Origin of the sequence: Synoicihabitans lomoniglobus, assembly GCF_029023725.1 — a bacterium.
In the GTDB taxonomy this organism is placed as follows: Bacteria; Verrucomicrobiota; Verrucomicrobiia; order Opitutales; family Opitutaceae; genus Actomonas; species Actomonas lomonigloba.
This window is the reverse complement of the sequence record NZ_CP119075.1, coordinates 4,479,369-4,499,672: the sequence shown is the minus strand read 5'-3', so window position 1 is coordinate 4,499,672 and position 20,304 is coordinate 4,479,369. Positions and strand designations below refer to the sequence as shown.

Sequence of the window (20,304 nt, the reverse complement as noted above, 5' to 3'; positions counted from 1 at the left end):
GCAATGTCGCGGCAGGTTTTCCTGCACGCCTGCATGGTATTGGCTCCACTTGCGTCGTTCGCGCCACTCGCGGCGGAGCCGTTGCTCGTGGTCGAGGATTTAAACGCGGTGTGGACGATGCCGGTCGGCGAGCGCGAGCTCCCGCACCCGCTTGATGTCGAGGGGCGGGTGGTCTACCACGATCCGCAATGGGGAAACCTGTGGATCGATCAGGGACATGACCGTGTTCGCTATGTGCGGGTGGTCGCGCCTTATCTCGATCTTAAAGGTGGTGAATCCGTTCGCCTGACCGGCACGTTCGTGCCGGGGCAAGGATTGCGGGGTGATCAGGTGACGGTGGAACGGCTCGATCGCGCCGAGCCGGTGGCGGCATGGTCGACGCAAGGACGTTTCGACGATCTGCAGCGCTTCGATCAACGGGTGGTTGAGACGGAAGCCTACGTCGATGACCTGCAGTTGATCGACGACGAGCATCTGCGGTTGAACCTCATTGTGGAAGGCCATCCCGTGATCTGTTGGGTGCCGCCCACGGACCCGGCGCATTTGCCGGACTGGCGCGGTCGTTTCGTTCGTCTGACGGGGCTTTATTCGGCTCGGGTCGACCCGACCGGCAACGCGTTCACGTTCGAACTGTGGACGGGTCGCGAGGATCTCGTGGTCGTGCTCAACGACATCGAGACCGACGCCCGGTTTGCCGGGGAACCCACGGCCATTGGTCGTCTCCGGGATTTGTCGCGCGGCGAATCCGTTGTGATATCCGGGAACGTGCGCGCCAGTATCAGTGGCGAATCGATCGTGGTGCGGGACGAGACGGGGGAAGTATTAGTGCGCTCCCTGCAACGTGAGCGTCTCCCGATCGGCACCGCCGTCGATGTGCACGGAGTGGTGGCGGCCGACGGGGCGCAGCGCATTGTCGGGCAGGCTTTGTATCGGCGCGCGCTCGGGCCCGTCGCATCGGCGGGTTCGACGGGGGACAAGGTCATCAAACGCGTCGACGGATTGCGGGAACTGTCTCCGGCGGAAGTAGCCGCCGGACAGCCCGTGGAGCTCGCAGGGTTGGTGACGTGGTCGTTGCCCGAGGCGGATTTCTTTTTTCTGCAGGATCTGGGCGGCGGGGTGCGCGTCGAGTTTGATGCCGACGCCTACCCGGCTCCTCCCTTGCAAAAGGCGCTGCTGGTGCGAGGGGTGACGATCGCGACCGCCCAAGGGCCGGCGGTGCGACTCACGGGAGTCGAGGACCGCGGGTCTCAGGCGCATCCGCAGTCCCGGGTCATTAGCTATGATCGCGCGGCTTCCGGCGACGAGAACGGCCAGTGGGTGGCGCTGCGCGGTTTCGTGCGGGAAGTCATTTCCGACGGCGATTGGCGTTGGATTCGCGTCACCTCGCCGGAGGGTGAATTCACCGCCCATTTGCAATCGCCGGTTAATTTCGTGGCGACGCCGGGTTCATTGATCCGCGTGCAAGGCGTGTGTGAGACCAATGTGGAACTCGCCCACGGTCGGGTCGGCGTGCTGTTGCGCGTGCCGTTTCTGCATGACATCACCATCGAGGAAGACGCGCCGGCCAATGTGTATGATCTGCCTTTGCGTGACGTGAGTGAGCTGGCGCGGTTGCAGGCGGTCAGCGATATGGTGCGAGTGCGCATCCGTGCGCGCCTCACGCACCAGCTACCGGGGGATTACCTCGCGCTGGAGCAGGGTGGCATCGGGTTGCGGGTGTTGAGCCGCAATACGTCGGTGCCGTCGCCGGGCGCGGAGATCGAGGCGGTGGGTATCCTCGGATTGGAAGGTGCCCACGTGGTGCTGCGCGAAGCGGCGTTTCGCCAGGTGGGCACCGGCGATCCGGTCCACGCCTGTGTCATCGACATTGCCAAGCCGACGGATCCGGCCCTCGACCTGCGTCTGGTGCGAGTAGAGGGACGGTTGCACGACGTCTGGCATGAAGACGGGCAATCCCGCCTGATCATGCAAACCGGGGACACGATTTTTGGAGCCACCCTGCGATCGGTGGATGATCCGGCGTTTTTCGACAGCTTGATCGACGCCAAGCTGAGTGTCACCGGTCTGTATCTGGTGCAGTTCGACGACTTCGGGCGTCCACGCGCCGTGATGATTCAGCTGCGCAGTCTTGACGACCTCGTGGTGTTGGAGTCGCCGCGGTGGTGGACGGCGGGCCGCGCCCTGGGCCTGGCGACCATCCTGGGCGCGTGTGCGCTGCTCGTGCTGGCTTGGGTGGCTTCGCTGCGTTCCCGGGTGAAAACCCAGACGAAACAACTGATGGAGCAGATGGAGCGGCAGCGTATACTCGAGGCCGACTTGGAGCGCGGCCAACGCCTGGAGGCGTTGAGCAAGCTCACGGGCGGTATCGCCCATGATTTCAACAATGCGATGACTGGCGTCACCGGTAACCTCTCGCTGGCTCTGCTCGATCCGGAACTCGATGATGAAACGGGAGCCTGTCTGCGCGACGCCGAAGCGGGCGCGCGTCGAGTGCGGCAGCTCACCAAACAGTTGGCGACCTTCGCCGAAGGAGGCGCCCCGCACAGTGCGCCCCATGATTTGAGCGAAGTCATCGGCGAAGCGCTCGATGTGGCCCTGCACGGTTCCAATTGCATCGCCCGGTTTGAACCGTTGATCGGCCTGCGTTCCATTATGATGGACCGCGAGCAAATCAGTCGGGCGCTGCAAAATCTCGTCATGCGGGCCCGCGAAGCGATGCCCGACGGCGGCACCATCAACGTGACCTTGGAGCAGCGTAAGCTTGCGGCGGACCATGCGTCGGAGCTGCCGTCCGGTGATTATCTGGTCACGCGACTGCACGACCGCGGCGCGCCGTGGTCGGCGGAACAAATCCGATCGGTCTTCGATCCCTACGCGGGTGCCTTGCATGGCGATGATCGCATGGCGATGGCGATGGCGCACTCGATCGTCCGCCGTCATGGCGGCACCTTGGAGATTGAGTCGGGGGTCACTTCCGGCACGTATTGCACCATGTGGTTGCCGGTCTCGGAACGCGATGACACGGCGCTCAACCAGGCGTCCGATAAATCAACCCAGGCCGCGCCGGCTTCGCCACCCGAGCCGACCTCCGAGGGCTCCGACGGACCCATGGCGCGGGTGCTGTTGATGGATGACGAACCGGCGGTTCGGTCCATCGCCGGTCGCGTCCTGCGGCATTGGAACTACGAAGTGGAGATGGTCGCCGAAGGAGAGACTGCGGTGCAGGGCTATGAAGCGGCGGCCGCCGCGGGGCGTCCCTTTGACCTAGTGATCCTCGATCTCACCGTGCCCGGTGGTTGGGGCGGGCTGCGCACCCTGGAACAATTGAAGCTCATCGATCCCGACGTTCGCAGTGTGGTCGCCAGTGGATACGCGGACGACCCTGTCATGTCTGATCACGAGCAATTCGGCTTCGATGAAGCCGTGCCCAAACCCTATGATGCGCAGGCCTTGGTGGCGGCGATCCAGCGCGCCCTGACCCGGCGGAACCCGCGGGGCCATGCTCACTTTTAATGTCGTGGATCGGTGACGGCGTCGTCAGGCTGTTGAGGTCGAGCCGAGATCGGTTCGGAATCGATTTCCCCCGGATGGCCGCAAGCCCCGCCCCCGTGCGTTTCCCATGTCTTTGACCCCTTCACAATCCGAGTCGGCCCGCCTCGCGGCGTTACGGCGCTATGAGGTGCTCGATTCTCCGGCGGAAGAAGCGTTTGATGATTTCGCCTCCTTGGCGTGCCGCCTGGGTGACGCGCCCATCGCGCTGGTGTCGTTCGTCGACGCACATCGGCAATGGTTCAAAAGTAGGGTCGGCTGGGACCAGGCGGAGTGGCCGCGGGAAAACACGTTTTGTGATCACACGATCGCCGCGCGTCGCTTCCTGATGGTGCCGGACACCCGCCTTGACCCGCGATTTTCCGATCACCCCTGGGCGACGGCCCAACCGGCGGTCCGTTTTTATGCCGGTGCCCCCCTCGTCACCGCCGAGGGACATGCCATCGGCACGATCTGTATTTTAGACCACCAACCCCGGAAACCGGACGCTGCGGTTCAGGACCATCTTGAACGGTTGAGCCGCATGGTGATGCGGCATTTGGAGAATCGCCGCGCGACCCGGGAAGCGCGGGCGGATGAAAACCAGGCGCCGGAGGAAGGGGAAATCGCCGAGCACAATGCGGCCCGAACCACCGGCGCAGAGGATGCGGAACGTCTGCAGTTTTTCACCAACGCGACGCGCGAAGCCGTGATCATGCACGACCACGGACGCATCCTCGATGTGAATCCCGCCTGCATCGAAATGTTCGGCTACACTCGCGCGGCCATGATTGGGCAACCGTTGGCGATGCTGGTTGCCCCGGAGTCGCTGGCGGTGGTGAAACAGCATGCGCTCAGCGAGACAGTGGCCAACTACGAGGTGCGCGGAATCAAGCAGTCGGGCGAAATATTCGAGGTGGAGGTGAGCAGCGGTCCGATTCGCTTTCGGGGCAAAACCATCCGTTTCGGCTGCGTGCGCGATCTCACCGATCGCAAACAGATCGAAGCCCTGGGGCGGGAAGCCCGTGAGAAGTCTTTGCGCTTCAAGTCGGCCGTGCTCGAACTGCGCGACGACGCCGATGCGAGCGAGCGTGCGGTGTATGCCTTGGCCAATCGGGTCGTGGTCGATGCCCTGCAGGTTGACCGGGCGTCGGTCTGGCGGTTCGACGCCTCCCGGCAGTATTTGGAATGTGAGGACGAGTGCGGTCCCGCCGGGGAGAAAGCCGGTCAACGCCGGACCCTCTCCCGCCGCGATTTCCCCCTTCTCTTCACTGCCATCGTGAACGAAAAAGTGCTGACATTGGCGGGGCGCGATAGCGAGGAGCTCACGCGGGAGTTGCGGAATTTTTCGGAGAGTCGGGCGCGATTGATGGTGCCGCTGCGTTTGGGCGCGGCCTTGTTCGGGGTGCTGGTCTTTGAAATGGATGCGATGGAACGGGAATGGACCGGCGAGGAGGAGGACTTCGGGGTCGCGATCGCTGCCACCATTCTGCTCGCCCTCGAGAACGCCAAGCGCCGCGAGGCGGAGGAAGAGACCCGCCAGCTCAACCGCGACCTCGAGCGTTTGGTGGCCGAGCGCACGGCGGCGCTGCGCGAAAGCGAAACCCATTTCCGGGCGGTCCTCGACAGTGCCCACGACGCCATTATCTCCGCGAACGATCAGGACGTCATCATCTCGTGGAATCACGGGGCGGAGGAGATGTTCGGACGATCGGCGTCGGACGCGATCGGTCAGAATCTGACCCTCATCCTGGCACCGCGACATCGTGAGACGAAAGCGATCGGGGTGGCCACGGACACGTCCGCGTCGGCCAATCCCACCGTGGAGCTGCATGGTGAACGGGCCGATGGTTCGGAGTTTCCGATCGAGCTGTCGGTCGCGACCTGGACGGGGCCGCAAGGACGTTATTTTACGCACATTGTGCGCGACATCACCCTGCGCAAAAAAATCGAGAGTGCGAACCTGCGCAAGCAGCGGCTGGAAAACATTGGCAACCTCGCCGGCGGCATCTCCCACGACCTCAACAACGCGCTCGCGCCCGTGCTCATGGGCGTGAACTTATTGCGGCGCTCGGCCCCGCCGAGCGAGCAGGTGAGCACGATCATCGATGCGATGGAGTCCAGCGCCCGGCACGGTGCGGCGATGATTCGCCAGTTGCTCATGTTCGCCCGCGGGGTGGCGGGGGAGCGTCTCCCCATTGCAGTTCCCTCGATGGTGGACGATTTGACCAAGATCGTCCGCAGCACCTTCCCGCGTGCGATCAAGGTCAGGGCCACGGTGGAGGCGGAACTCCCTCCCATCGTGGGCGACCCCACGCAGTTGCACCAAATCCTGCTCAACCTCTGTGTGAACGCGCGCGACGCGATGGCCGATGGCGGCGTGTTGGGTCTGAGTGCGCGGGTCGTCGATATCAGTGAGCCGCCCGAAAACGAAGAAGGGATCCAGCCCGGAAAATTTGTGTGTCTGTTGGTGAGCGACACGGGCACGGGCATGCCCCCGGAGGTGGTGGACCGTATTTTCGAGCCGTTCTTCACCACCAAAGACATCGACAAAGGCACGGGGCTGGGACTTTCCACCGTGGTCGGGATCGTCAAGAGCCACGAGGGTTTCATGCGCGTCACTTCCACGGTCGGCACGGGCACGACATTTGAAGTGTATTTGCCGGCTGGAGACATCGTCGAAGCGCAAAAACAGGCAACGGCCGCGCCGTTTTCGCATGACGGACGCGATCGACTCATTCTTGTGGTGGAGGATGATCCCACCCAGCGCATGCTCACCCGCGTGACGTTGGAGTCGCAAAACTACCGGGTGCTCACCGCCATGGACGGAGCCGAGGCCATGATCGTCGCGGGCGAGCGCGGCGCGGAACTGGCGGCGGTGATTACCGACGTGGACATGCCCGAGATGAATGGTCTGGCCTTTACCCGGGCGCTCAAACGGATGGCGTCCGATGCCAGGGTGATCGTGGCCAGTGGTCGCCTCGAAGAAGCGGAGGTCAAGGCCTTCGGCGAGCTGGGGGTCACCGAGTTATTGCACAAGCCCTTCAAGGAGCCGGAATTGCTCGCGGCATTGGAACGCCTGCTGGCGTGAGCTCATCCCCGCGGCGGCCCGACTATTTTTTAGGGGGCGCAACGGCGAGGTAGGGGAACCGTTCGAAGAGTTCGATCCGGCCGACTTCGAGCAAGGCGCGCACCGCCGACAAGTTGGCCGATCGGCGAAATTCCGCGGAGTCGTTTTCCATGCGACCGAGCAGGTCGGCCGCCCGGCGGAAACCATAGGTGGAGAGCACGCCGCGCATCCGGTGGCAGCACGCCCGACCACGTTTGAAGTCGGCGGATTTGCGCAGTTTTTCGATCAGGTCCAGATCGGGTGCCAGTTCGGTCCACATGCTGGCGAACATGCCGGCGAATTCCTCGGAAAGCTCGGGTCGTTCGCCCAGTTTGAATATGTTGTCGGCGACGGCAAAATCCAGTCCGTGCGCGGCCGGTTCGGCCCCGGTCGGCGGGGCGTCGGGGGGCGCGTCTTCGCTCTCGTTGGCGGTGGGGATGACTTCGCACAAGATCGCGCGCAGGTCGGCGAGGCGGATGGGCTTGGACAGGAAGTGATCCATGCCGGCCTCGAAACACGCGTTCTTGATCTCGGCGCGCACGTCGGCGGTGAGCGCGATGATGGGCACGCGCGGACGATCGGGCGGAGTGCTTTCGCGAATGAGCCGCGTGGTTTCAATCCCGTCGATCCGGGGCATGTGCACGTCCATCATGATCGCGGGCGGATTGTTCCGGTGGCAGTAGGTGAGGGCCGCGTTGGCGTTGTCGCAGTGGTGTCCGGTGAGGCCGAGTTGCTTGAGCAGCATCTGCAGCACGGCGGCGTTGGCGGGATGATCGTCGACGATGAGGATGCTTTCGGAAACGGCAAAGCGGCCGGCGAATTCCCGCTTGGCCGCCGGAGGAGTCGTCAACGGGGCGACGATCTCGAACCAGAACAAACTGCCCGGGGTGACCGATGTATCCAGTTCGATGGCACCGTGCATGAGCTTGACCAATTGGTGGGAGATCGCGAGGCCCAGGCCGGTGCCGCCGTAGTTGCGGGTATGATTGTCCTGCAGTTGGTTGAAGGGTTTGAACAGCTGCGAGGCCTTGTCCGGTGGGATGCCAATGCCGCTGTCCTGCACCTCGAAGCGCAGGCGAATGCGCTCGCCCTCGACCTGGCTGCGCAGGCGCAGTGTCACGCTGCCGACGTCGGTGAATTTGAAAGCGTTGCCCAGCAGGTTGACCAGAATCTGGCGGAGGCGGGTGACGTCGATCGAGATGGCCATGTCGGCGGCGATCTCGATCTCCCGCTTGAATTCGAGTTTCTTGCCGAGGGCGATCGGGTTGAAGATCTGCACGGTATCTTCCACCAGGCGACTCACCAGAATCGGCTCGGGGGTGAGTTCGAGGTGCCCGGCCTCGATGCGCGAAAAGTCGAGCACGTCGTTGAGCAGGGAGTGCAGGTGCGTGCTGGAAGAGTTGAGGGTGGCGAGCGCCTCGCGTTGGCGGAGATCGAGGGAGGATTGGGCGAGGACGTCGACCGCGCCGATCACACCGTTGAGCGGGGTGCGGATCTCGTGACTGATGCTGGCCAAAAATGCGTTCTTGGCACGGCTGGCGGTGGCGAGCCGTTCGTTGACCTGAACGAGCTCTTCGCTGCGGGTCTTGAGCTCCTCGCGGGAATGGGCCCGGGCCACGAACTGGGCGATTTGAACGCCGATGGCTTCCAGGGCCAGTTGCCGCGGTCCGTCTTCCGGTTCGAGGTGCACACTCATCAGCTCGATGATGCCGAGCCGCGTCTCGCCGATGTGCAACGGGAAGGCCACCGCGGAATGCAGGCCGCAGGCATGCGCGGCGCTGCTTCGCGGGCATTCGGGGTAGTCGCTGATACGCTCGATCCACTGGTTTTTCTGCGACTGCCAGGTGAGGCCGGGCAGGCCGACGTCGCAGGCGAGTTTCGGTTGCCGGGCCGTGTCGAGAAAGCGCTGCAGCAGCCGGGCGTCCTCGGCCCAGGATTCGGTGAGCACCATATGCCCGGATTTCGCCTCATGCATCCAGAGTTGGGCGAGGCTCCATCCGAACTCCGTGGTAATGATCTGCAGGATACGGTGGGAGACGGCGGCGAGGGACGCGCCCTCGGCGAGCACCTGCGAGACCGAAAACTGCACGCGCAGATCGGCTTCGGCGGCGCGCTGCACGGTCACATCGCTCTCGATCGCCATGAAGTGGGTGACTGCGCCGTCCGCGTTCGTAATGGGCTGGGCTTCGATGGCGACCCGGTAGCGGCGCCCGGATTTGTCGTAGTTGATGAGCTCGACGTTGAAGCCCTGCTTTTTCGCGATGTTCGTGCGCATCACCTTGATTTGATCGGGCTCGGTCTGCGGTCCCTGGAGCAGTGACCCCGGGCGCTGGCCCAGGACGTCGTCCAATGTGTATCCGGTGAGGCGAGTGAAGCCGGTGTTGATCCATTCGGCCTTACCCTCGGCATCGGTGAGAATGACGGCGTTGTCGGTGCGCTCGGCGATCAAGGCGAGTTTACGCGATTCCGCCTCCTGGGTCGTGAGCCGAGCGTTGGCTTCCTTGAGGCGGGCGCGCTGGGCGGTGAGTTTGTCGGTGAGTCGGCGTAGATCGGCGGTCGCCATCTGCTGAGTGCGCAGGATCTGCAGCAAGTCGACCGCAGGATCGTGGATGGCAAAGTCGTCGACCCGGAGTTGGCGCGAGGCCAGTTCGTTCGTATCCTCCAGCCATGGTGAACCCAGAAACACCACGCCGCCGTGTGCGAGGGCGAGCCATTGACCGCGCAGATTGAGACCCGTGGCCGTTTCCCGCACCAGAAAGAGGGTATTGGAGGCGTTGCGCAGCGGGGCCAAAGTCAGCGCTTCGGCGGGGCGGATGGGTTCAAGCACCGCTGCGAGGCGTTTTCCTGCGGTCACGGCGGGGCAAGTGCGCGCGAGGGACCGGCCGACGGTCATCACCCGCGAATCCGCCCCGATCTCGATGTAGAACGGAAACAATCGACCGAAGTCGGCCGGAGACAAGGCCACGCCGGGCGACTGGGAAGGGTCTACCATTCTACGGTGAAGATATCGTGGTCGGCCCCGTCCGCGCGCGCCTGGATCTGAGTGACGGTGGCGGGAGTTTTGAACATCTTGCCCAGACCGTGCATGAGCCCGACGACGAAGTGGGCCAGACCCTCCCGGTGGGTGTAGTAGTGGAGGAGCAGTTTGTGCTCGGTGACATCGGTGACCTCAAACCGCGGCGGCTGCAGCTTGGGATAGATCATCACGACGCGGGTGTGAAAATTGGGCAGGTTTTGGAGAAATTCCGGCAAACTGTTGCCGCCGGCCTGCATGAGGTGTCCATAACCCTCTGTGGCGGTGCGCAGCACCCAGTGTTCGCCAAAGGCTTCGAGGATCTCATGGGCCGGAGTGCCGCTGACCTCGCTGGCGGCGGCGACCAATTGGTAGGTGTAGTCGTCGGGATAACCCTCATTGCTGATGAAAACGTCCACATTGACCCCGGCTTTGGACTTGATGAGTTCCCAGGCCTCCTCGCCGTGAACTTCGCACACCATGTCCTCAATTGCTTGGTTTACCATGCCATACATGGTCACAAAGTGTGCTGAAAGTCGGCCGGGTGGCAAATGGGTAAATACGGCAACATGAGCTGGTTTATCGACCACGGAGAGGGAGTAATTGAGTAAGAATTGAAATTTTGCCTTGCGCGACCCGGCCCGCTTTCTACGGTCCGCGCTCCGGTTCTTCACGTCCCTATCGTCTAGCCCGGTCAGGACACATGGTTTTCATCCATGCAACCGGGGTTCGAATCCCCGTGGGGACGCCAATTTTAAAACCCGCCTTTCGAGGCGGGTTTTTTGGCGCTTGGACCAGAGGTCCAAGTCTGAAGTTTGGCGCGAGTGAGGCTTAATTATGGGAGTAGAACAGGGCGGAGGCGAGGTCGGTGGCGGGTTTATCCGATTTGTGGATTGGCCGGGTGCGAGAGCAGAAGTGCGATAAACTGTCCGGCCGTAGGTGGCGCGACCACAGTTCGACGCGCAGCTGGTTGATGAGCAGGCCAGTCGTGGCGCGGCGCGGGGGTTCACGACGTCGCCATTTGGCGAGGGGCACCGAGGGCGGCAGTCGATTCGAGCCGTAGGTTTTGTGCCCGGCGAGCAACAGGAGCGCATACGCGGCCACCGCGCAGGCGGGCTGGCGGCGCACCGCCTCGGGTTCGCGCAACTGCGCTTCGCTGACACCGAGCAGGTCCTTTTCGTCCTTGAAGTTGACCTCGATGTCCCAGCGCCAGAGGTATTCCTGCAAGATCTCTGCGAGCGGCACGTCCGCATCGGTGCAGATCAGGTAGGCGGGCTGCCGGTAGAGCAATTTGCCGCCTGTTTTCAATCGGTAGCCCAGGGGCGCGATCACGACCACCTGCACCAGCGTATCGACTCCGGTGATACGGGCGAGCACCGGCCCCTGGGTTTTGATCTTAAAGTCGTGACGCTTTGCGGCCGCAAAGGCCGACACCCGGGTCCACCCGACGGTGTCGTCCACGCGCAGCTGTTCGGGCGTGGGCAAGGTGTCGCCATACTTGCGGGGGCGGCCGTTCTTGCCGGGCTGCGCTGCGTAGGGCGCGTAGAGTTTGGTGTCCTTGCGCACCCGGCCGATCAGCACGGTGTTTTCCGGCAGTTGGCGCAGGAGGGTGCGGTTGGTGAAGCGCCCGTCGCTCACCCAGTGGATGGGCCGTTGGGTCGCGGTGCGCAGGTGCGCCATGCGTTCGGCGGCGACTTTGTTGATGTTGGCCTGTTTGCGCGCCTCCACATACGCCGCCTGCGCCTGGGCGTCGGCGTGACGCGAGGGCTTTTTGGGCAATGGAGCCTCTTGCCAGTCCACCGGCACCAGCCGGGCGGAGCCGTCGTCGGCGGGCATCGCGGCGCTGAACTGGAGCACGCGCTGGCCCCAGATGAAGTTGACGTTGAAGGGCGGACCGAGGGGGTCCTTGCGCCAGCCGCAGCCGGGGATGCACCGGCCGGTCTTGCGTGTGATGGAGTCGTCCAATGCGACCACCCAGGGCCGGGTGGCATCGGTGGCAGCCAGTGCCTCGGTGCGCACGTGTGCGAAGATCGGCTCGACCGGCAGGCGTTGCAGCAACCGATAATCCGCCGACCAGTCCCGGTGCTGGGAGCCAGCGGTGCTCAATGCACCGGTCACCGTGTGGCGGCCCAGGTTGAGCAACCCAGCCAGCCATTGCGTGCGGGCGCGCGCAAAGTCCTCGGGCAAGTCGAAGACCGGCGCGAGACCATCGAGCAGGGAATCGAACGCTTCGCTCAACGAGGCGTTTTTTTTACAGGGACCCTGTCGGGCGGGACTTCACGCCGGGAGACAATGAGGTGGCCCTTGTCGTGGATCGTCCACTCGACGGTCTCGCCTTTGGCGAAGTCCATCGCTTGAGCGATGGGAGTGGGGAAGTTGATATAGAACTGGGAAGTTTCCTTCCGCTGAATGCATTGAACTTTAGTTGGATAGCCCATGAAGATAACTAGTTTAATTACTAGATTAATGACAAGCCCTTTCCTCCCAAAAAACTAGTCGGTGCCAAACTTCAGGCTTGGACCAGAGGTCCAAGTTCGAACCCCGGAGGGGTTTGACGGAGGCCCGCCTGCGGGCCGGAGAAGGGACGATGCGAGGCATCGGTCGCGCAGCGATTCCGCTTCAGCGGGACCAATCCCCGTGGGGACGCCAATTTTGAAACCCGCCTTTCGAGGCGGGTTTTTTGGCGCCTGGACCAGAGGTCCAAGTTCGAACCCCGGAGGGGTTTGACGGAGGCCCGCCTGCGGGCCGGAGAAGGGACGATGCGAGGCATCGGTCGCGCAGCGATTCCGCTTCAGCGGGACCAATCCCCGTGGGGACGCCATTTTTAAAACCCGCCTTTCGAGGCGGTTTTTTTGGCGCTTGGACCGGAGGTCCAAGTTCGGACCCCGGAGGGGTTTGACGGAGGCCCGGCTGCGGACCGGAGAAGGTGCGAGTGCAAAGCACCTCCGTGCGGCAGCCAATCCCCGGCGGGACGCCGTTTTAGAACTCTACGCAAGTAGCAGCTATTTCGGAAATGAAGGCTGAAGAATGTGGTGGCTGCTTTGTCGTTTTCGGAATGCAGAGCATACCGAAATTATCCTCCGGAGGTTTTGGGGATAATTTTCAAAAACTTTCAGTGAAGGCCTTTATCCGAGATTCCGCAGTTGGATTTTACAGAAGGCAACGAAGAGCACGAAGCTGGAACGAGTTGCAGGCGATTATGGGCATCAATTCATTCACCCGTAAGGTGAGTTGGATGCCATGCAGTCTACTTGATTTAACTCACGCTATTACAACACTTTGTTAACTTTGTTACCTTCTGTGAACTGCGTTAATTAGGTTTATTCATCCTGAAATTACCCCTGAGCCTCGGGTGCCGTTTCGCTCCAAGTCTGTTTTTGTGAGATTATAGTGCGAGTGGATGAGTGCTAAGATGTAGCGACTTTTCCGGCGTCGTGGCATGCTCGGGATGTTCGGAAAACTCTGCTTTTGCACCCCTATACGTTGTCTCTTCCGGTCGCCTGTTTGCCGGACGGAAAGCGTCTTTTACCCCTTTTAAAATCATGGAACGATTAAAGAATCTGATTGCGATAGTAACCGGCGGTGGATCCGGCTTTGGTGAAGCCATTTGTCATCAATATGCCTCCCACGGTGCCAAAGTCATGGTCGCCGATCTCGATGAGGCCAAAGCGGCGAAGGTGGCGGAAGCCGTCATCGTGGCCGGTGGGGACGCCGCATTTTGTCGGGTCGACGTAGCGAAGTCCGATGACATGAGAGCCATGGTCGCGGCCACGGTCGAACGTTTCGGCCGCATCGACGTGATGGTGAACAATGCCGGCATGAGTCACCCCAATCGGCCCATGTTGGAGGTCGACGAAGCTTTCTTCGATCGGCTCTACGCGGTTAATGTGAAGAGTGTCTATCTGTCCGCGCAGCACTGCGTGCCGGTGTTTCGCCGCCAAGGCTCGGGCTGCTTCATCAACATCGGCTCGACGGCGGCGGTGCGTCCGCGTCCGGGTCTTTCCTGGTATAACGGCTCCAAGGGTGCCGTCACCCTGCTGACCAAGTCACTGGCCGTCGAACTGGCGCCCGACGGCATTCGGGCCAACTCCATCAATCCCGCCATCGCGGACACGCCTTTGCTGACGACGTTCATGGGCAACGAGGACACGGAGGATAACCGCAAACCGTTCCTCGCCACGATTCCGTTGGGCCGTCTCTGCACCCCGGCCGATGTGGCCAATGCGGCGGTCTTTTTCGCCGACCCGGCTTCCAATTTCGTCACCGGCGTTTGCATGGAAGTCGACGGCGGGCGCTGCATCTAGGAGGCCATTCGACCGATGAAGACCTACCCTTTCTACTTGGCCAATGCCGCTGAGTTGCCCAATGCCGACCTTGAGGTGGTCGACAAGTATTCCGGCGAGATCGCGGCCAAGGTGGCGATGGCGGATCGTGCGACGATTGATCGCGCGATAGGAGCTGCGCAGGCGGCGGAAAAGGCCATGCGGGAGTTCAAGCCGTATGAGCGCAGAGCCGTGCTCGCCCATTGCGTGAAACGGTTCACGGAACGGCAGGACGAGTTGGCCGAGTTGTTGTGCATCGAGGCCGGCAAACCGATCGCCGCCAGTAAAGGTGAGGTGTTGCGTTTGATCGATACGTTCGAGATCGCCGCCGAGGAGGCGACGCGGCAGGGCGGTGAGTTAATGAATCTCGAAATCTCGCCGCGGTCGCAAGGTTACCGCGGAGTGTTTCAACGGGTGCCGATCGGGGCGTGTTCGTTTATTTCACCGTTCAATTTTCCCCTCAACCTCGCGGCGCACAAGATCGCCCCCGCCATTGCGGCGGGTTGTCCGTTCGTGTTGAAGCCGGCGAGTCGCACGCCATTGGGCGCGTTGGTGATTGGCGAAGTTTTGGCGGAGACGAATCTGCCGAAGGGGGCGTTCTCGATTTTACCCTGTCACCGCGACGGGGCGGATTTGTTCACCACGGATGATCGACTGAAGCTGCTTAGTTTCACGGGGTCACCCGATGTGGGGTGGGCGCTCAAAGCCCAGTCGGGCAAAAAGAAAGTGGTGCTCGAATTGGGAGGGAATGCGGCCTGTGTGGTTGAGCCGGATTGGGAGGATCTGGATGAAGCGATCGAACGCATTGTCTTTGGCGCGTTCTATCAGTCGGGGCAGAGCTGTATCAGTGTGCAGCGCGTGCTGGTGCATCGATCAATCTATGAGGACGTTCGCACCAAGTTGGTGGCGGCGACCCAAAAACTCATCGCGGGCGATCCGAAGGAAAAGGACACTTTTATCGGTCCGATGATTTCGGAGTCGGAAGCCGAGCGCCTGGAGTCGTGGATTGGTGAAGCGGTCCAGGGAGGAGCAACCTTGCTCTGTGGCGGAACGCGCGAGGGCGCGATGATGCAGGCAACCCTGTTGGAAAGCGCTCCCGCGAACAGTCGTGTGGTGGCCGATGAAGCGTTTGGCCCGGTCGCCATTCTTATGCCGTATGATGATTTTGACGACGCGCTGCGGATGACGAATGACAGTGTCTTTGGTCTGCAGGCCGGTATCTTCACCCGCGATCTCTACAAGATGCAGCAAGCGTGGGACGAACTTGAGGTGGGCGGCGTGATCATTGGTGATGTGCCCTCCTGGCGGGTTGACCACATGCCCTATGGGGGAGTCAAAGACAGCGGCATAGGACGAGAGGGCGTGCGATTCGCCATGGAAGACATGACGGAGATCAGGAATCTCGTCATCCGAACTCCGCTTAAAAAATGAGGCTGATCATGATGCGAAAATCGAAAAGGCCGGGGAAGGCGATGACGTGGGGGCATTTCCTACTCATCGGTTGGGTCGCCTTCGCAGGATCGGTCCAGGCGGCCACGTCTGAACGACCCAATGTGCTGTTTATCTCGATGGACGACTTTGGGCCCTATCTGAAGGGATATGGTAAGGAGCAGGTCATTGCGCCAAATTTGGATCGATTGATGGAGCGGTCCATGACGTTCGATCGCGCGTATTGCCAGATGGCGATCTGCAGTCCATCGCGCAGCAGTTTGATGACGGGCCTGCGCCCCGATTCGACCGGGGTTTTCAACCTGGCCACCCATTTCCGGGAGAAGGTTCCCGACGTGGTGACGTTGCCCGAACATTTTAAACAGCAGGGTTACCACACCCAGGCGGTGGGAAAGAACTTCCATCCCGCATTCTCTTTTCACGCCGACGTGGACGGTCAGCCGAATTTGGATGATCCGCAGTCCTGGTCGGCTCCTTTGTGGTTGCCCAGTCCCCCGCGATATTATCACACGGAGGCGGGGATAGCGGACGCCAAAAAAGTGTTTGCGCGCACCCGGATGCGCGCGGACGAAACGCCGGACGATTGGGAGAATTACGTGATCCGGGGGTTCGCTACGGAAGCACCGGATGTTTCCGAGGATGTGTTATACGACGGCCAGGTCACCAATCGGGCGCTGCAAGTCATGCGTGAGGTTGCCGCACTCGAGGAACCTTTCTTCCTCGGGGTAGGGTTTCTCAAACCGCATTATCCGTTCATCGCGCCCAAGAAGTATTGGGATTTGTATGATCGCAACGAGATCAAGATCGCGGAGAACAATTTTCCGCCTCGCGATGCGCCGCCGATCTCTCTGCAGGTGCATTGGCCGGAGGCGCGGGCCCAGTCAGATGTCCCGGACAGCGGAGCCATCCTGCCGGAGCAATCGCGGGAAATGATTCATGGTTATTACGCGTGTATCAGCTATGTGGATGCGTTGGTGGGTCGTCTGCTGGACGAGCTTGATCGTCTCGGTCTACGCGAGAATACCATCATCGTGCTGTGGGGGGATCATGGTTTTTCCCTGGGCGAAAACAGCATGTGGGCCAAGTTGACGAACTTGGAGATGTCCACCCGGTCTCCGTTGATGATCGCGTTGCCGGACGGTCGCGGCGCGGGGCGACATACCGATGCATTGGTCGAGTTTGTGGACATATATCCTTCGCTGGCGGAATTGGCCGGTTTGTCGCTACCGGAGCACCTTGAAGGCACCAGCTTCGTGCCTTTGTTGACGGATCCTCAACGGCCCTGGAAGTCAGCGGCTTTCAGTCAGTATCTTCGAAGGGCAATTCCTAATTATCGCGTCAATCCGTTGGCGATCGATACTCCGCTTGGCTATCGGGACTATCCCAAGACCGCGACGATGGGCTACTCGATGCGGACGGATCGATACCGGTTCACGTTGTGGCAGGAGGATGGCAATCCGGACGTGATTCGGGGCATCGAACTCTACGATCATCAACTCGATCCGGCGGAGAATGTGAATATCGCGGGCCATCCGGAGCAGGCGGAACTGGTGGCGCAATTGACCCAAAAATTACGTGCCGGCTGGGAGGCCGCCCAACCTCGCTCCTGACCGCGATTGGCGGCCCTTCTTTGTTATCATGAATCGTTTTTCCCGGTCTCGTCTTCTTTTGATTTTAGGAGGGACGATTGGGCTCTGGACGGGGGCGATGGCGGAGGAGCGTCCCAATATTCTGTGGTTGGTGGCCGAGGATATGAGTTCGAATCTCGGCAGTTACGGTGACCCGGATGCGAACACGCCGAGTCTGGATCAGCTGGCGACGCAGGGAGTGCGATTTACGCGGGCGTTCAGTGCGGCGGGAGTATGTGCGCCGTCGCGATCGAGTTTGGCCACAGGCATGTTTGCGTCGTCGCTGGGGTCGCAGCACATGCGAGGAAGCGCGACGTTGTCGGACCAGACGCCGACGTTACCTCAACTGCTGCGGGATGCCGGTTATTACTGCACCAACAACTTCAAGGAGGATTACAATTTTCCCGCTCCGGCCGGGATGTGGGATGAGTCGAGCCGGAAGGCGCATTGGAGAAACCGTGCACCGGGTCAGCCCTTTTTCAGCATCTTTAATTTCATGACGACGCACGAGAGTCGCCTGCGTTTCGACGATGAAGCGTTTGCGAAACTCACCGCCGGGCTCACGCCGGAACAACGCCACGATCCGGCCAAAGTGACATTGCCCGCGTGGTTGCCCGATACGCCGGAAGTGCGGCGGGAGTGGGCTCGCAATCACGACATGATCACGGCGATGGACGGCCAGGTGAAAACGATTCTCGCCCAACTGGAAGCGGACGGGTTGGCGGATGACACCGTGGTCATGTTTTATACGGACCACGGGGCGGGTTTACCGCGCGCGAAACAGTTCAATTTCGAGGCGGGGCTGCAGGTTCCCTTGATTGTTTGCGTGCCGGAGAAGTGGCGGACGCGGATGGCGGCGGAGCCCGGATCGGTGGATTCCCAACTGGTGAGTTTGATCGATTTGGCTCCGTCGATTTTGTCGTTTTTGAAACTTCCCGTGCCGGAGATGATGCAGGGACGCGACGTGCTCAGCACCACGGTGCCGGATCCCAATGATTACATTTATTCGATTCGGGACCGGATGGACGAACGCATTGATATGAGCCGCACCGTGCGCAGCGACCGGTTCAAGTATCACCGCAACTACCACCCAGACCTGCCGCACTTTCCTTGGTTGGATTACATGGACCTCCTGCAATCCTCGCAGGCGTTTCGTCGTCTCGCTGTCGCGGGAGATTTGTCTCCCGGGCTGACCTATTTCATGGCCGATCACAAGGCGTTGGAGGAACTCTATGATTTGCGCACTGATCCCGATGAACTGCACAATGTGGCCCATGATCCGGCCTATGCGGATACCTTGGCCCGCATGCGTGCGGAGCACTTCGATTGGGCGCGCCGCACGGTGGACACCGGATTTATCCCGGAACAGATGTTGCGCGATTTTGCGGTTGGCAGCAGTGAATTTGAATATGCCCGCAGCGGAGCGTATGACATCGATCGCTGTATTGCGGCGGTCCGTTTGCTGGAGCAGGGAGCGGCGGCGGGATCCGTGCTGATGGCGGCGCTGGCGGACTCGTATCCGCCGGTTCGTTACTGGGCGGCGAGTGGATTGGCCGCACTGGGGCGCGAGGTGAAAACGCCGGGAATGGGCGCGGCGTTACGCAAAGCCCTGCAGGACGAGCACGCGGAAGTTTCGATCGCGGCGGCGGAAGCCCTATGCAACCGAGGTGAGCCGTCGGCCGCGTTGCCCTTCCTGACCCGGTGGTTGGAGGACGAGCGGCCCCTCGTGCAATTGGCCGCTGCAAATGTGATGGACCGGATCGATGAGCAAGCGCTCCCGGTCAGGGCGGCAATGCAGCGGGTGGCGGCACTCGATCCCGGTCCGTTCAGCGGGGCCAACCTTTTTCTGATGGTGCAATGGGTCTTGCAACGTGCCTTGGCGGAGCTGGACGCGCACGCTGCGCCAGCTCGCACGGCGACCGGTCCATTGACTTTAGTTGGTGTTGCGAAAGTGGACATCACTCCTCCGATGGCGGTGCGGCTACACGGGTTCCCTCGCGGTGTGCGCAAGACCAGCTCGAACGCGGTGACGCAGCGGATTTTTGCCAAGGCGATGGCCATCGGAGGCGACGCGGGCGAGGACCCGGTATTGTTGCTCACCACCGACCTGCTCGGCGTGAGCGATGAGATGGCCGCGGCGTTGATGGCGCGTTTGGGCCAGGCGGTGGGATTTACGAATCGCGCACGATTGACGCTGACCTCCGCGCACAACCACAGCGCGCCGGCGTTAAAATCGGTGGCTCCGTATGTTTTTCGGGTGGAGCCGTCGCCGGAAGACGCGGCGGAAATAGCGGCCTACGAGGCTTGGTTGATGGATCGGCTGGAGCAGGTCGCAGTGGAAGCGCTGACGCAGCGGCAACCCGCTCGTCTCGCGCATGCCACGGGTCAGGCCGGCTTCGGGATGAATCGCCGCCTGGTGGAGAACGGCGAATGGGTGACGTTCGGCGATAATCCGCACGGCCCGATGGACCAGGATTTGACGGTCATGAGCGTGCGGGCGCCGGATGGCACGTTGCGCGCGACCTGGTTCAGTTACGCGTGCCATGGAGTGTGTTGGCAGGCTCCCAGCGTGCACGGCGACTGGATGGGGGTGGCGCAGTCCCGCCTCGAGGCGGCGCATCCCGGTAGCGTGGCAATGGTGACCGTGGGATGTGGCGGGAACATCAATCCGCTCGATATCCATTTCCGGGGCGAAGATCCCGTGACGCCCGGCGAAGAGGCGGCGGCTGAAGTCGAACGCGTTCTGGGGCAGCCGATGGAACCGCTGGCAGGAACACCGCAGGTTCGGGTGGCGCGGTTTGACCTGCCGTTGCAGCCCGTGCCGGATCTAGCGCATTGGGAAAAACGAAAGGACTGGTTCAGTCGCACGATGACGGCGCGCCTCCAGCGGGGTGAGCCGGTGGCGACATCAATCCCGTATATGGTGCAGACATGGACGTTTGCCGATGAACTGAACATCGTGTTTCTCGCGGGAGAAGTGCATGTGCAATATGGTTTGCGCCTCAAGAAGGAATTCCCGGGAGGACGTCTTTGGGTCAATGCCTATGCGCACGATTCGCCGGCCTACATTCCGGCCGCGGACGAGATCCCCGAGGGCGGTTGGGAAGTGGATGGTTCGCGAATCAACTACGGGGTGCCCGCCCGCTTCGATCCGTCGGTCGAAGATCTCATTTTTGAGCAGGTCAAGGCGCTCCTGTCTCCTGACGTCGGACCCGTCCCGCGCGCGTCCGCGACCAGCCCCGCAATACCTTAATT

General features: G+C 61.7%; 9 protein-coding genes and 1 tRNA gene. 7 read left to right on the top strand and 3 right to left on the bottom strand.

Annotated elements, in window-relative coordinates:
• The first annotated feature begins 33 nt into the window (after positions 1–33).
• Positions 34–3,513 carry a response regulator gene (locus PXH66_RS17355; protein ID WP_330928015.1) on the top strand — a complete coding sequence of 1,160 codons (3,480 nt, stop codon included), beginning with the start codon at positions 34–36 and terminating at the stop codon, positions 3,511–3,513.
• Positions 3,514–3,619: 106 nt separating this feature from the next.
• Positions 3,620–6,619 (top strand): PAS domain S-box protein, encoded by a 3,000-nt coding sequence (locus tag PXH66_RS17350; protein WP_330928014.1) that lies wholly within the window; start codon positions 3,620–3,622, stop codon positions 6,617–6,619.
• Positions 6,620–6,641: 22 nt separating this feature from the next.
• On the opposite strand, the gene PXH66_RS17345 is transcribed toward PXH66_RS17350, so the two are convergent.
• Both PXH66_RS17345 and PXH66_RS17340 read right to left on the bottom strand, forming a co-directional pair.
• Positions 6,642–9,629 (bottom strand): ATP-binding protein, encoded by a 2,988-nt coding sequence (locus tag PXH66_RS17345; RefSeq protein ID WP_330928013.1) that lies wholly within the window; start codon positions 9,627–9,629, stop codon positions 6,642–6,644.
• Complete coding sequence (locus tag PXH66_RS17340; protein ID WP_330928012.1) at positions 9,623–10,240, bottom strand: heme NO-binding domain-containing protein; 618 nt, start codon at positions 10,238–10,240, stop codon at positions 9,623–9,625. The genes PXH66_RS17345 and PXH66_RS17340 overlap by 7 nt, the downstream gene beginning before the upstream one ends.
• Positions 10,241–10,324: 84 nt before the next feature.
• Here PXH66_RS17340 and PXH66_RS17335 point away from each other — a divergent pair.
• A tRNA-Glu gene (locus PXH66_RS17335) sits at positions 10,325–10,401 on the top strand.
• 80 nt (positions 10,402–10,481) lie between these two features.
• Here the strand turns inward: PXH66_RS17335 and PXH66_RS17330 are convergent.
• Positions 10,482–11,888: an IS701 family transposase gene (locus PXH66_RS17330; RefSeq protein ID WP_330932081.1), complete on the bottom strand. Its 1,407-nt coding sequence runs from the start codon at positions 11,886–11,888 to the stop codon at positions 10,482–10,484.
• A gap of 1,304 nt (positions 11,889–13,192) precedes the next feature.
• Here PXH66_RS17330 and PXH66_RS17325 point away from each other — a divergent pair.
• From PXH66_RS17325 to PXH66_RS17310, 4 genes are read left to right on the top strand one after another with little or no spacing between them, the layout of a single operon-like run.
• The gene (locus PXH66_RS17325) at positions 13,193–13,954 is read left to right on the top strand and encodes an SDR family oxidoreductase (protein WP_330930022.1); all 762 of its coding nucleotides are present in this window, start codon (positions 13,193–13,195) and stop codon (positions 13,952–13,954) included.
• Positions 13,955–13,969: 15 nt separating this feature from the next.
• A complete protein-coding gene (locus PXH66_RS17320) occupies positions 13,970–15,403 on the top strand; it encodes an aldehyde dehydrogenase family protein (protein WP_330930023.1) in 1,434 nt (477 codons plus the stop codon).
• 8 nt (positions 15,404–15,411) lie between these two features.
• Positions 15,412–17,031 (top strand): sulfatase, encoded by a 1,620-nt coding sequence (locus tag PXH66_RS17315; protein WP_330930024.1) that lies wholly within the window; start codon positions 15,412–15,414, stop codon positions 17,029–17,031.
• A 28-nt stretch (positions 17,032–17,059) separates the two neighbouring features.
• Positions 17,060–20,302: a sulfatase-like hydrolase/transferase gene (locus PXH66_RS17310; RefSeq protein ID WP_330930025.1), complete on the top strand. Its 3,243-nt coding sequence runs from the start codon at positions 17,060–17,062 to the stop codon at positions 20,300–20,302.
• Positions 20,303–20,304: the final 2 nt, after the last annotated feature.

Excerpts from the sequence above, each read along its gene's own strand:
- PXH66_RS17350 (WP_330928014.1), top strand. The coding sequence starts at position 3,620 with ATGTCTTTGACCCCTTCACAATCCGAGTCGGCCCGCCTCGCGGCGTTA.
- PXH66_RS17320 (WP_330930023.1), top strand. The coding sequence starts at position 13,970 with ATGAAGACCTACCCTTTCTACTTGGCCAATGCCGCTGAGTTGCCCAAT.
- PXH66_RS17315 (WP_330930024.1), top strand. The coding sequence starts at position 15,412 with ATGATGCGAAAATCGAAAAGGCCGGGGAAGGCGATGACGTGGGGGCAT.
- PXH66_RS17355 (WP_330928015.1), top strand. The coding sequence starts at position 34 with ATGGTATTGGCTCCACTTGCGTCGTTCGCGCCACTCGCGGCGGAGCCG.
- PXH66_RS17310 (WP_330930025.1), top strand. The coding sequence starts at position 17,060 with ATGAATCGTTTTTCCCGGTCTCGTCTTCTTTTGATTTTAGGAGGGACG.
- PXH66_RS17345 (WP_330928013.1), bottom strand. The coding sequence starts at position 9,629 with ATGGTAGACCCTTCCCAGTCGCCCGGCGTGGCCTTGTCTCCGGCCGAC.
- PXH66_RS17325 (WP_330930022.1), top strand. The coding sequence starts at position 13,193 with ATGGAACGATTAAAGAATCTGATTGCGATAGTAACCGGCGGTGGATCC.